12 protein-coding genes are annotated in these 12,549 nt (G+C 60.1%); 8 read left to right on the top strand and 4 right to left on the bottom strand.

Features of this window, described 5'->3' with window-relative positions; all coding sequences use genetic code 11:
* The first annotated feature begins 58 nt into the window (after window positions 1-58).
* Together AADW57_RS08550 and AADW57_RS08545 are read left to right on the top strand one after the other, a co-directional pair.
* On the top strand, window positions 59-859 hold the full coding sequence (locus AADW57_RS08550) for a YggS family pyridoxal phosphate-dependent enzyme (protein ID WP_341669677.1): 801 nt from the start codon (window positions 59-61) through the stop codon (window positions 857-859).
* Window positions 856-1,131: a hypothetical protein gene (locus AADW57_RS08545; protein ID WP_341669625.1), complete on the top strand. Its 276-nt coding sequence runs from the start codon at window positions 856-858 to the stop codon at window positions 1,129-1,131. The genes AADW57_RS08550 and AADW57_RS08545 overlap by 4 nt, the downstream gene beginning before the upstream one ends.
* An 81-nt stretch (window positions 1,132-1,212) precedes the next feature.
* On the opposite strand, the gene AADW57_RS08540 is transcribed toward AADW57_RS08545, so the two are convergent.
* Entirely contained in the window at window positions 1,213-1,890 is a 678-nt protein-coding gene (locus tag AADW57_RS08540) for an IrmA family protein (protein ID WP_341669624.1), read from the bottom strand.
* A gap of 249 nt (window positions 1,891-2,139) precedes the next feature.
* Between AADW57_RS08540 and AADW57_RS08535 the strand changes: the two genes are divergently transcribed.
* The 6 genes from AADW57_RS08535 (at window position 2,140) to AADW57_RS08510 (ending at window position 9,035) form a co-directional block, all read left to right on the top strand.
* A complete protein-coding gene (locus AADW57_RS08535) occupies window positions 2,140-2,610 on the top strand; it encodes a MarR family winged helix-turn-helix transcriptional regulator (protein ID WP_341669623.1) in 471 nt (156 codons plus the stop codon).
* 94 nt (window positions 2,611-2,704) lie between these two features.
* On the top strand, window positions 2,705-3,853 hold the full coding sequence (locus tag AADW57_RS08530; protein WP_341669622.1) for an NnrS family protein: 1,149 nt from the start codon (window positions 2,705-2,707) through the stop codon (window positions 3,851-3,853).
* Window positions 3,854-4,048: 195 nt separating this feature from the next.
* Window positions 4,049-5,974, top strand: a complete 1,926-nt coding sequence (locus AADW57_RS08525) for a PIG-L family deacetylase (protein WP_341669621.1) — start codon at window positions 4,049-4,051, stop codon at window positions 5,972-5,974.
* A 268-nt stretch (window positions 5,975-6,242) separates the two neighbouring features.
* Window positions 6,243-7,667: a hypothetical protein gene (locus AADW57_RS08520; RefSeq protein ID WP_341669620.1), complete on the top strand. Its 1,425-nt coding sequence runs from the start codon at window positions 6,243-6,245 to the stop codon at window positions 7,665-7,667.
* Between the two features lie 213 nt (window positions 7,668-7,880).
* Window positions 7,881-8,360, top strand: coding sequence for a hypothetical protein (locus AADW57_RS08515; RefSeq protein WP_341669619.1), 480 nt, complete (start codon window positions 7,881-7,883; stop codon window positions 8,358-8,360).
* 63 nt (window positions 8,361-8,423) lie between these two features.
* Entirely contained in the window at window positions 8,424-9,035 is a 612-nt protein-coding gene (locus AADW57_RS08510) for a superoxide dismutase (protein ID WP_341669618.1), read from the top strand.
* A 661-nt stretch (window positions 9,036-9,696) separates the two neighbouring features.
* On the opposite strand, the gene purF is transcribed toward AADW57_RS08510, so the two are convergent.
* The 3 genes from purF to AADW57_RS08495 are packed head-to-tail and all read right to left on the bottom strand — an operon-like array spanning window position 9,697 to window position 12,547.
* The gene (purF, locus tag AADW57_RS08505; RefSeq protein ID WP_341669617.1) at window positions 9,697-11,181 is read right to left on the bottom strand and encodes an amidophosphoribosyltransferase; all 1,485 of its coding nucleotides are present in this window, start codon (window positions 11,179-11,181) and stop codon (window positions 9,697-9,699) included.
* A 23-nt stretch (window positions 11,182-11,204) separates the two neighbouring features.
* Entirely contained in the window at window positions 11,205-11,693 is a 489-nt protein-coding gene (locus tag AADW57_RS08500; protein ID WP_341669616.1) for a CvpA family protein, read from the bottom strand.
* Entirely contained in the window at window positions 11,690-12,547 is an 858-nt protein-coding gene (locus tag AADW57_RS08495; RefSeq protein WP_341669615.1) for an SPOR domain-containing protein, read from the bottom strand. Before AADW57_RS08495 ends, AADW57_RS08500 begins: the two co-directional genes overlap by 4 nt.
* Window positions 12,548-12,549: the final 2 nt, after the last annotated feature.

The raw sequence follows: 12,549 nt of genomic DNA, 5'->3' as shown, positions 1-12,549 counted from the left end.
AATGGTTAATGCGGCCATCAAGGTCGCGCCCGATTTCACTTTTCCCTTCTGGTGCGCCATGTCCGAATCCGCTCCTGTACTGCTGCATAACGAACATTATCCCACCTCTACCAGTGTAGATGCATTTCGTCATCGTATTGCCCTGGTACAACAGCGAATCGACCAAGCCTGCCTGCGCAACGGCCGAGCCAGCGGCGATGTGCGGCTGCTGGTGGTCAGCAAAACCTTCGGCACCGACCGTATTCGCCTGGCCTATCAGGCCGGGTGCCGCCTGCTGGGCGAAAACAAAGTCCAAGAAGCCGAACGCAAATACGAAGAACTGCACGAAGAATTGCCGGACCTGCAGTGGTCCGTCATCGGACACTTGCAAAGCAACAAGGCCAAATCGGTGGCGCGTTTCGCGGCCGAGTTCCAGGCACTGGACAAGCTCAAAACAGCCGAAACCCTGGATCGACGCCTACAGATCGAAGGACGCAGCCTGGATGTTTTCGTGCAAGTGAATACGTCCGGGGAAGCCAGCAAATTCGGCCTGCCACCCGAAGAAGTCCACGACTTCGTGCGCGCCTTGCCTCAATTTTCGGCACTGCGCGTCAAAGGCTTCATGACCCTGGCCCTGATGGATGCCGATCCCGAACGGGTGCGTCCCTGCTTTGTCTTGCTGCGTCAATTACGCGACCAGATACGCAACGACATCGGCCACGCCCAGGACATGTGCGAATTGTCCATGGGCATGTCCGGCGACTACGAAATCGCCATCGAAGAAGGCGCGACGGTCGTGCGCGTGGGTCAAGCCATTTTTGGCGCGCGCTCAACGCCTAATAATTATTATTGGCCAGAAGCCCAACTGGAGACGCCATGACCCCTGTACTGCTCATCATTCGCCAAAACGGCAAGGAAAGCGGCCGTTTTCACTCCAGTCCCTCCTGCCCTACGGAACAATTGCGGCAGTTGGCCCGCCACCTCCAGACCCTGCCGGGCTGCGTACTGGAACTGCAACGCAGTTGCGGTGAACGGCGCATCCTGGACAGCGGACCGACCGGCCTGCGCTTGCTCAGCGCCGAAATTCTGTACGAACCCGCCGATCTACAAGCCTGGCTGCAAGAAGGTCAGGAAACCGTGGTTGCCGTCTAAGGTGGGTCCACCTTTACAACCTGGTTCCTTCATATTTCGCAAGGAACCAGGGCAAAGTATTTCGCCGCATACTCCGCTTTTCTACATCCTGACCCTATTGTGGTACATATAGCCGATCTGGCCGCTTGGTGAGCACATCTGCCACCATTTCCCTTTTTGCTGAAACGTATAAAACGTTTCGTTTTCAAAAATTTTTTCAATCACCGCGCTTTCTGCATTCGGCTGGGCGCGAACATTTGTATACCCATCCTTATCCGCAATCGTCGCCGCCCGACTGAATTTGGTACGATCGCACGAATTTGCAGTCATTTGTTTAGGTGTCGCTTGAAAGGAAATGGGCAAAGGCGTAAAAGTGCGGGTACCCAATGCCTTATTTGCCATTAAATCGACTTTTCTGCCATCGACCATCGCATGCGCGCGCGTCACCACCAGTTTCACGTCTGTCTCGCACGCCTGCTCGCTGACCCAATGCGCTGTTGCATAACGATCGGCACTGGAACCACCGATATGCTCAAGGACCAGTTCCACATCGCCCAAATGCGCATCCGCTGCGTTTCTTACCTGCATATCAACCGTCAACTGCGTCACTGGATCTGATAGTGCCCCGGCGTCAAAGGTAAAGTTGGCGGCACACATCCCTTGATTTGCCCACACCGTATCCGAATGCCAGAAATCGATACCATTGAGATCCGCTTGCGCCGTCCCGCCAAACAGTGTCATCGATAAGCACAGCGCCAAACCCATTTTGGTTTTTTTCATCTTCCACCCTTATATACAGTTACTCTATATCGAACCGATTATAAGGACAGATGACAGCAACCTTCTTCTTTATTGCCGCATACGTGACATGCAGATTCCCTTGCGCCATTTCCAGCCCATTTGCAAAACGAAATTTCTGAAAAAACGCTTGTAACTGATCTAGATCAGAAACCCACGCAAAAGAAACAGCTAAACTGCACCGCTGGATCTGCGTCCGGCCTGCCTTTCATACAACAACATTCAGAAACCATGCAGCCCAATCACCCCCATCCAGATACCCATGCACCGTCCCAGGACGCCACCGAGCATATCGGCCACTTGCTGCGCAAAGCCGGCCAGCGGCATACAGCGATTTTCCAGCAACATGTCGGCGACAAACAACTGACGGCCATTCAATTCGTTACCTTGTGCGCCCTGCGCGATCGCGGTGCCAGCTCCCAGACCGAATTGGTAGACGCCACTGCCGTCGATCAAGCCACCATACGCGGCATTTTGCAGCGTCTGGCAGCACGACGCCTGATCCAACAAGCCCCCGATCAGAACGACAGACGCAAAGTCATCGTAGAGCTGACGGCGCAAGGCCGGGATCTGCTCGAGCGCATTACCCCACGATCCCGGAAAATCAGCGACCTGACCCTGGAGGCCCTGAATCCGGCTGAACGGGTCGCCATCGTCTACCTGTTGCACAAAATGATCGATAGCGAACGGGCCGCGGCATGATGCTTTACGCGTACCAGCGCTCAGACTATTTTTTCTTCGCCCCATAAGATATATTTAAAATACATCTTAATTATTCGTGTCCAGGATACTGATCATGTCATCCATCCATTCCCGTCCCCAGTGGCGCGCTTTTCTGGAACTGGGTTTTCGCCCCCTGTATCTGCTGGCCACACTCTGGGGAGCGGTCAGCATCGCCCTGTGGCTGTATGCACCGGGCTGGCTTGCGCATTCGCCCGTGCCCTCTTTGTACTGGCATGCTCATGAAATGCTGTGGGCATTCATCGGTACCATCGCCGTCGGTTTTCTGCTGACCGCCAGCGCCACCTGGACAGGCCACAAAACCTTGCACGGTCCGGCACTGGGCGGCTTATGCCTGATCTGGATCGCTGCCCGCCTGTGCCTGCTCACACCGGGCGGGCTGACCGCCGCCCTGATTCTGGATACCCTGTTTTTCCTGGTAGCCGCCGCCGAACTGGCCCGCGTGATCCTGCTGGCCCGTAACCGGCGTAACTACGGCATTCCACTGGCCATACTGGCCCTGGGACTGAGTCATGCCCTGTTCCTGTATAGCCTGCTGCAGGGCCACGACCCCATGCCGTACTTTTACAGCGGCTTCTGGACCATGGCACTGGTTACTTTGCTGATCGCCCGCCGTGTCATTCCCTTTTTCAGCATGCGCGCCATACCTGGCCTGAACATTCCCATGCAGACCCGCAGCGGCCAATGGCAAATGGGCATCAGCGTTCTGGCCATTATCGTATCCCTGCTGTCCTGGCGTCTGCCACTGGCTGCAGCCTTGGCCGCGCTGGGCCTGATCGCCCTGGTGCAATGGCTGCGCTGGCACCCCTGGGCCAGCCGCCGCAAGCCTCTGCTCTGGATTTTGTATCTGGGCTACGCCGGTCTGGCCATCGGCCTGCTCAGTGCCGCCGCCTATGAGGCCGGTCTGATAGAGCGGGCCGCCTGGCCCGTACATATAGTAGGTCTGGCCGGTTTCAGCGTCATGATCATCGGCATGTTGACCCGTACCGCGCTGGGCCACCTTGGCCAGCCTTTAAGCGCATCTCCACGCCTGGTAGTGGGCTACGGCTTGCTGCTGGCGGCGGTCGCACTGCGCCTGCTGGCCTTGATTCCCAGCGCCTGGAGCCTGCCTCTATTGCATCTGGCCGGCGCATGCTGGGTTCTGGCGCTGCTGAACTATTTGCTGCAATTCGCTCCTTTGCTGATCCGGCCCCGCCAGGCCTGAACGCAGCGTGCACGCCACAACACGCGGCGCGCACGTGGTCGCGCCGCGCACCGATCTTCCAGCAATAACGGCCCCTGCTTATACTGAACGGGCACGTCGCTGCACGACACGGACCGGACGCACGTTCAAACCGGAGGGTGCTGCGACGCGGGACGGATTCACATGAATCCCCGACCACCTCGAACCTCTCCCATCATGCCTGTTCTTTCGGCCCGCATCCACTTGCGCCGTTCCGCCCTGTTGGGGCTATACGCCCTGTTGCTTCCCCTGGCCAGCCATGCCGCGCCCGCACTTTGCCCGGCCGGACGCGACCTGGCTTTCGTCGGCCATATGGACGACGATCTGCTGTTCATGAATCCGGACCTGTCCAAAGCCATACAAGATGGTGCCTGCGTGCAGGTGGTCTACCTGACCGCCAGCGAACGCAAAGGCGGCCTGGACTATATGCACAGCCGCGAACGCGGCGTGCGGGCCGCCTATGCCTATATGGCCAACCAAGCGGACGACTGGCGCGAAGAGCGTCTGTCGCTGGACGGCTACAGCGTCACCCAGTTCACCTTGCGCGGCCACCCGGCGGTTCAATTGACCCACTTGCGTCTGCAAGATCCCTGGCTAGGCCAGGGCTGGGGCAGCCTGACCCCGCTCAGCCAGGCCGAATCCATGCCGGGTCATGTGGTTAAAACGCTCGATGCTCCGGAGCAAAGCTATACCCGTAAAGAATTGGTGCAAACACTGGCGGCGCTGATCCGGCTGTACCGCCCCACGACCATACGCTACCTGGACGACACCAATCCGATCCCCTATACCAAGCTGTGCTGGCGCTGCCCCGGCCACGGCCATCCCGACCATATCGCCAGCGCCCGCCTGGTGCGCGACGCCATGGCAGCCGTACCGGGCCATTACGCGCAAGTCGGCTATCTGGACTATCCCACTCAGGAACACGAACGAAATCTGAGTCTGACCGAGATCCAGAGCAAAACCGATATTTTTCGCCGCTATGCCTGGAAAGACGGCCACTACTGCAAAGGCCCGGAAAACTGTCAGGAACCGGCCGGGCCCGCCGCCGCCTGGGTACAGCGCGCCTACTACGCCAGCCGGCACAATACCGGGGCCGAGCTAATGGTGGACGCCTCCGGCCAACTGACTCTGTTTGCAGCCGGCGAGCAAAATGACGCCGCCAACCAATGGAATCCGGCTACCCGACGCTGGAGCAGCCTGGGCGGACGCACCGCCGACGCCTTGACGGCTTTCCACTATCCGGATGCCGCCACTGGCTTGTTTGCCCGCGACGCCACCGGCGGAGTCTGGGTCAACCGCCAACATGCCGACGGTCAATGGCGCGGTTGGCAGGCCTTGGCCGGCGCGCGTCTGTTGCGGCCCCCCGTCGTCGCCAGCGAAGTGTCGCTGGCGTTGGGCATGGGGACGGACAGACGTTTTTACTGGAGCGCGCCCAGCGGTCTGAATCATGGCTGGACACCCTGGCAAGCCTTGCCAGCCCTGGATGATGCCGACGGTCAGGCCGCCATCGTGGCCGATGCCCAAGGGCGCGCACATGTTTTTGCCGTCACCCAGGACGGACGGCTGTTCCACACCCGCCAGCAGGCCGATCGCCACTGGCAGCCGTGGCACGCGCTGTCCGCGCCGTCCAGCAACGGCGGGCTGGCCGCCATCCGCAACGCTCAAGGTCAGATAGAACTGTATCTACGGGACCGACAAAGCCAGCGCCTGCTGCGCCTGATCGGCCAAGCCGACGGCTCGCGCTGGGGGCAGGCTCACGATACCGGCGTCGTCTATATCGGACGTCCCGCCCTGGCACTGGACGAACAACGCCAGGTTGTAGCCGCGGTACAAGAAGCGCCGGGAGGTGCCATCTTGCTGATCGAGGCATCCTCGGTCACGCGCCTGCAAGAGCACGCTTCGTCCCAGCCGGCCCTGCGCGAACAGCACGGCATTTTGTATATGGCCAGCCGGCCAGTCGGCCCGGTGCAAAGCTATCGTCTGCTGGCCCGGCGTCAAGGCGTCTGGTCACAGATAGCCCTGATCGACACCTTGCCCAGCGGAGGCGGATCTTCCTTTGCGGCAACGCCCGAGCCGTCATTGAACGCGCAGGCCCGGCCTTGAACCCTGTAGGACAAACACGCTTCAGCGCGTCATTCGTAACAAAAAATATACGATTTGACGCTGCCCTTACGCTGCCGCCTGTATGGCAAGCGAAACGCCGGTGCGCCTCCCCCGCCGCCAAGATGATGCAACAAATGTGTCATGAGCCACCAAATCATGTTGCATTCTGTTGCGCACCTGAATGACGGCTGAAGGCGCTCCAGTACAATCAGGGCCGCTAGCCTTCGCGTATGCGGCGAGCTCATTTTTTATCACTCCATCAAAGATCATGAAACCTTCTACTCTCTTTGCCGCCATTCTTGGTGTTGCTGCTGGTGCCGGCGGTGCCATCTACTACTACCAGAATCAGGCCGCCGTCACCCCCGCCCCCCAAGCCATTGCCAACGCCAAGGTCACCACGCTGGCGCTGGACCAGCAGGCCGCCGGCGAGTTGACCAGCCAGAGTTTCCTGAACTTGAGCGATGGCGTGCGCAGCGCGGTATACGAGGTCCAGGCCCAGGCCGGACAAATCATCAAGATCGCCGTCAGCGGCCCTTTGCGCGCCCAGATCAGCGTGCTGCGCAACGGCGAACTGCTGACACGTACCGCACGCTGCGAAGAATGCCCAAGCAGCGACGACAAGAACAAGGTCACCACACTGGGCTTCAAAGCCGATTTCAACGATACCTACCAAGTCGTGGTCAGCGGTGACAATACCAGTGCCTACGGCCCCTTCAAGGTCGTGGCCAACACCCTGAAGGCCTACGACGGCGAACCCCTGACACCCGGACAGAATATCGCCGACTGGGCGCTGGGCGGCCAGAAACGCTATCGCCTGAACATTGCCGCGGACGGCCTGTACCGCATCGACATGAAGGCCGAACAAGACAGCCTGGACGCTTACCTGAAGCTGATGGACAAGCGCGGCATGGAACTGGTGGCGGATGACGATGGCGGCGAGAACACTGATGCGCGCATCCAGGCCTACCTGAAAGCCGGCGAATATATCGTGCAAGCCTCCTCGGCCAACGGCTCCCCCAGCTTCCAAGGCGGCTTTACCCTGGATATACAAGCCCAGGAAATCAGTGCCGAGCCAGACCTGAAAGACGGCGACACGCTCAGCCTGAATCAGTCCGCACGCACCGGTCTGTTCATCGGCCAGCCCCAGGCCTACACGCTGCAGATCGCCGAACCCACGCTGGTCACCCTGCAGATGAACACGCAAGGTTTCTACGCCGAGCTGCAACTGGGCTCGCTCAGTGGCGTGCAAACAGGCGATGATGCCAGCCAGCAGCGCATCCGCACCGTGCTGCAGCCGGGCGAGCATCCGATCAGCGTGACCGGTTCTGTGCAGGCCGGTGTATTCAGCCTGGAAGCAGCAGGCGAGCCCGTGCCCGCCAACGCAGGCGGCGGCGTACTGCGTGTGGGTGAGACCCGCGATGCCTTGATGCTGGAAGGCGTGACCCGCGATGTCTATACCTTGACCGTGCGCCAGGCTGGCCGCTACAGCATCGCCATGAACTCGCCCGTTTTCGACACCTATCTGGTCTTGCAGCAAAACGGCCAGACCATTCTGGAAGACGACGATAGCGGCGGCGACATGAACTCGCAAATGCAAGTGGAGCTGCAACCCGGCGAATACGAGCTGCAAGCCGTCTCGCTGGGCGACGCCAGCAGCGACATGCCCTACGATATTCTGGTGCAACGCCAGTAAACCGACACTGTCACATCCGTGCGGCGATAAGCGGCCGAAAGAGCAATCTTTCGGCCGTTTTTGCGTTCGCTCTACGACGCATCGCCGCATATCCCCTTCCCTAAGCCTGCAAGCAGTCACCGCTGCTTGCAATCGAGCAAACTTAATTCTTGATAATCTAAATACAAATCATTATTATTAATAATCCTAAAATTGGATTATCAGGAGCTACGCATGTCGACTCTTTCCGAACAGCCGCAGCACGGCCTTGCCCAAGACAAGGAGCTGAACGCCTGGCGCAGCCTGATCGTACAAGGCAATCGCGCCTTCCAGGAATCGAACTACAGCGCCGCTGCCTTGCACTACCGGCAAGCCGGAGCCTGTGTACGCCCCTTGCTGTTCGGCATTGCCGACGGCGCGGACGAAACCGTCGCCGCTTGGGTCATTGCGCATCTGAACCTGGCTGATGCCTGCGGGCAGTTGGGGCAGACCGATGACCAGGGGATGCACCTTTGCAGCGCACACGAATTTCTGTGTCGGGCCAGCGCCAATCCCAGGCTGGACGACGCCTGGCGCATGGCCGCCTGGCAGCATAGCCGGCGCACGTATGCGGAATTGGCGCGTTTCGCACGCCGCCACCCCCATCATCTGCACGCCTGCAGCGCTCTGTTTCTAGGGGCAGCCGGCCCCTTGGATCATAGTGCCGCCCATTAACCATCACACTGCTCCCAGGCTCCCCTGTTCCCTAACTGACTGTTTTCCATCCAGGAGTTGTTCATGTCGTACACGCTACCCCCCCTGCCCTATGCCTACGATGCGTTGGAGCCGCACATCGATGCGCAGACCATGGAAATCCACTACAGCAAACACCACCAGACCTATATCAACAATCTGAACGCCGCCTTGGGCGAAGCCGGCCTGCCCAGTCCGCCCATCGACGAACTGGTGGCCGGACTGGACCGCCTGCCTGAACAGGTACGCCATGCCGTGCGCAACAATGGCGGCGGACATGCCAACCACAGTCTGTTCTGGACGGTCATGTCGCCACAAGGCGGTGGCGATCCACAGGGTGATCTGGCCCAGGCCATAGACACGGACCTGGGCGGCATGGCCGCCTTCAAAGAGGCTTTCACCAAGGCGGCATTGACCCGCTTTGGCAGCGGCTGGGCCTGGTTGAGCGTGACACCGGCCAAAAAACTGGTGGTCCAGAGCACCGGCAATCAGGACAGCCCGCTTATGACCGGCAATACCCCCATTCTGGGCCTGGACGTTTGGGAGCACGCTTACTACCTGAAATACCAGAACCGCCGCCCTGAATACATTGCCGCTTTCTATCAGGTCATCGACTGGGCAGAAGTGGCGCGCCGCTACCAAGACGCCTTGCGCTAAGCGCAGACCGGCATAAACAAGGTTCTTCGAGAGATGTCGGGGGATTCCTTCGTAGTGGGCGGGCCGTTTGGGCCAAGCACAGCGGTGCCGTTCTCGCCAGGCCGGCCACAGTAGGCCGGCGGGCGAGTCAAGGCCTGCGCCGCAGGCGGGATACTGGGGCGGGAGGCAAGGGGCGTGCTGTTCGAGCAGGACGCTTGTGATTCGTCCAGTGGACGAATCACCCTGCGAGTTCACGCCCCGCCCGCCCCAGTATCCTGACCAGGGAACCCGCGCGCAGCGTGGGCGAAGGACCCAGCCAAGCCGGCCTACTGTGGCCGGCCTGGCGAGAATCCAAGGTTCTCTCTGCTTGGCCCAAACGGCCGAACGTGCGCGTACGCCCTACCAGGTATCAGCCATCCACTGCATTTTCTGTTTGGCATGAAGGCGTATGGCGCGGGCTATGTCATCGGTGTTCTGAACCGTTCAAGGCGCAGCACGATCGGAAAGGGCGACTCGGACGGCTTGCCTCAAGCCGGGCGTGAGGACGGGGTGCAAGCGTCGTTCTGTTGTGGCGCTCCGAATTCTTCAAAGAACCATAAAAAAAAACGAAAGTTGGATCTTTGTCCAACCTTCGGGAATCAGTTCATCTAGACAGCAGATTCTTTGATCAGGCAGATACCGTTCAGTCGGTCACATCCGGAACAGGTTTACCGTTCTTGCGGCCTTCGGCCAGACGCTCCAGATAGGCACCATCCACATCGCCGGTCACATACTGACCATTGAAACACGAGGACTCGTACCCGGCAAAGCGCGGGTTCAGATCGGACAGTGCCCGTTCCAGATCGGACAGGTCTTGATACACCAGGCCATCCACACCGATTTCCTGCGCCACCTGCTCCACATCGCGGCCCGTGGCGATCAGCTCGGCCTGGGTCGGCATGTCGATGCCATACACATTGGGATAGCGCACCGGCGGTGCCGCCGATGCAAAGAACACCTTATTGGCTCCGGCGGCGCGCGCCATATCCACAATCTGACGGCTGGTGGTACCGCGCACAATGGAATCGTCCACCAGCAGCACGTTCTTGCCCTGGAACTCCATGGGAATGGCGCTGAGCTTCTGGCGTACAGACTTCTTGCGCACTTCTTGCCCTGGCATGATGAAGGTACGGCCGATATAGCGATTTTTGATGAAACCTTCGCGGTAATTCAGATTCAGGTGGGCGGCCAGTTGCATGGCCGAAGGCCGGGCCGAATCCGGAATGGGCATGACCACATCGATATCGGCCAACCGCAGGTTCTTGGCCACATTCTCGGCCAGATACTCGCCCATCAGCAGGCGGGCATCGTACACCGACACGCCATCGACGGTAGAGTCCGGACGCGCGAAGTAGACATACTCGAACACGCAAGGGTTCAGGCTGGGGTTTTCGGCGCACTGACGGCTGCTGAGATTGCCGTCCAGATCAACAATAATGGCTTCGCCCGGCTCTACGTCGCGCACCAGCTCGAAACCGCAACCAGTCAAGGCCACGGATTCGGACGCCACCATCCATTCCACGCCCTTGTCGGTTTCGTTACGGCCCAGGCACAAAGGACGGATGCCGTTAGGATCGCGAAAAGCGACCAGACCAAAGCCGGCAATATGGGAGACAACCGCATACGCGCCTTTCACGCGGCGATGCACCACGGACACGGCCTTGAACACCTCGTCGACGGACAGTTCGGCACCGGTGGTAGCGCACTGCAGCTCGTGCGCGTACACGTTCAGCAAGACCTCGGAATCCGAGTTGGTATTGATGTGCCGGCGGTCTATGGTGAACAGTTCTTCGCGCAGCTCACGCCAGTTGGTCAGGTTGCCGTTGTGGGCAAAGGCGATGCCAAAGGGCGCATTCACATAGAATGGCTGGGCCTCGTCCACGCTGTCGCTGGAGCCGGCGGTAGGATAGCGCACATGGCCTATGCCGCTATTGCCCGGCAAAGAGCGCATATTGCGGGTGCGAAACACATCCCTGACCAAGCCATACGCCTTGTGCATGCTGAAGAACTGGTCGTGCCAGGTGGCCATGCCGGCGGCATCCTGCCCGCGATGCTGCAGCAAAAGCAGGCTGTCATAGATCAACTGATTCACAGGGCTGCGCGCAACAAGCCCAACAACTCCACACATGATTGGTTCCCGTTAGTGTGTTCTCAATAAGGCAGCCATTCTGCCAAGGACGGCGGCAGCATGGCCTTGATCGATTGAACCGCCCGTATGGCCGGATCGGCCAGTTTGGCCTGCTCCCACCACGGCTCTTTAGGCAGTTCGGTATGGCCGGCCAGTATCACCAGAATCAGTACCAGCAGCGCGCCACGGGCCACGCCGAACAAGCCGCCCAGCCCATGATCGGCAGGCGTCAAGCCAGTTTGCTCGATCAAGGTGGCCAGCAGCATATTCAACAGACCGACAAGCAGCAGCACCACAAAAAAAACGGCTCCGTACGCCAAGGCAGTACGCAATAAGCCGTTTTCTATCCAGACCTGAATCCAGCCGGATGTACGCGGTCCCCACCAGATGGCGGCCATGAAGGCCAGCAGATAGGCGGTCAGGGACAGCACCTCCTTGATCAATCCGCGTATCAGGCCCAGCAGGCCGGATACGCCGATGACGGCAAGGACGATATAGTCGAAGCTGGTCACTTAGCCGAAATGAAACTGTTCTCGTAACCCAGTGAACGCAAGCGGGCCTGAGCGGCCTGGGCCGCCTCGCGGGTGGGGAATGGCCCCACGCGCAGACGATAGGTGGACTTGCCGCCGGACTGGGCGGTTTCCACATAAGCATTGGTAACCCCGGAGGAAACCAACTGGTCGCGGCGCGAACGGGCATCGTTTTCGTTGGAGTAGGCCACGATCTGCAAGGTAAAACTGCCTTGCTGCGCAGCCGGTTTAGGCGCGCGGGCAGCCGGTGCCGGGGAATCGGGCACGCGGCCTTCCAGCAAGGCCAGTGCGTAAGAGCCATCGTCGGTTCGTTTGCCCGCGCCATTCTGGGCGGCGGGCGGTGCCGAAGGCTTAGGTTTTTCGACAGGCTTGGGCTTGTCGGCAGGCTTAGGCGGCTCAACGCGTACCGGCTCCACTGCAGGGGGCTCGGCCACCGGCGCTACAGGAGCAGCAGGATCGCTAGCCTGACCCGGCTGGGGCGCGACTTCCACCGTGCCGCTGGCACCGGGCTGACCTGGCACGGTCAAATCGGGCTGCACCACTGCAGGCGGGCGTGTACCTTCTTCGACCACCAGACCACCCGGTTGCGCGGGCTGAACGGCAGCCGGCACAGGGGTTTGCCCGACCGGAGCCATAGCCAGCGGCTGCTCGGGCTCGGGAGCGGTGTTATCCACCGTCAGCATGGGCACAACCACGACGACAGCCAGCACCAGTGCCAAGGCACCGATCAGGCGACGCCGCGCACGACCGCGCAGTTCCGACAATTGCGAATCGCTGGATGCCGCAGCGCGGCGTCCCGACGACGAGGAAGTATCGTTGCGTGAGAATAAACCCATGA

The organism is Alcaligenes sp. SDU_A2 (assembly GCF_038237375.1).
In the GTDB taxonomy this organism is placed as follows: Bacteria; Pseudomonadota; Gammaproteobacteria; order Burkholderiales; family Burkholderiaceae_B; genus Alcaligenes.
The sequence above is the reverse complement of the archived record's forward strand: the minus strand, read 5'-3'. Positions and strand labels throughout refer to the sequence as shown.

Excerpts from the sequence above, each read along its gene's own strand:
- AADW57_RS08550 (WP_341669677.1), top strand. The coding sequence starts at position 59 with ATGTCCGAATCCGCTCCTGTACTGCTGCATAACGAACATTATCCCACC.
- AADW57_RS08545 (WP_341669625.1), top strand. The coding sequence starts at position 856 with ATGACCCCTGTACTGCTCATCATTCGCCAAAACGGCAAGGAAAGCGGC.
- AADW57_RS08540 (WP_341669624.1), bottom strand. The coding sequence starts at position 1,890 with ATGAAAAAAACCAAAATGGGTTTGGCGCTGTGCTTATCGATGACACTG.
- AADW57_RS08535 (WP_341669623.1), top strand. The coding sequence starts at position 2,140 with ATGCAGCCCAATCACCCCCATCCAGATACCCATGCACCGTCCCAGGAC.
- AADW57_RS08530 (WP_341669622.1), top strand. The coding sequence starts at position 2,705 with ATGTCATCCATCCATTCCCGTCCCCAGTGGCGCGCTTTTCTGGAACTG.
- AADW57_RS08525 (WP_341669621.1), top strand. The coding sequence starts at position 4,049 with ATGCCTGTTCTTTCGGCCCGCATCCACTTGCGCCGTTCCGCCCTGTTG.
- AADW57_RS08520 (WP_341669620.1), top strand. The coding sequence starts at position 6,243 with ATGAAACCTTCTACTCTCTTTGCCGCCATTCTTGGTGTTGCTGCTGGT.
- AADW57_RS08515 (WP_341669619.1), top strand. The coding sequence starts at position 7,881 with ATGTCGACTCTTTCCGAACAGCCGCAGCACGGCCTTGCCCAAGACAAG.
- AADW57_RS08510 (WP_341669618.1), top strand. The coding sequence starts at position 8,424 with ATGTCGTACACGCTACCCCCCCTGCCCTATGCCTACGATGCGTTGGAG.
- purF (WP_341669617.1), bottom strand. The coding sequence starts at position 11,181 with ATGTGTGGAGTTGTTGGGCTTGTTGCGCGCAGCCCTGTGAATCAGTTG.
- AADW57_RS08495 (WP_341669615.1), bottom strand. The coding sequence starts at position 12,547 with ATGGGTTTATTCTCACGCAACGATACTTCCTCGTCGTCGGGACGCCGC.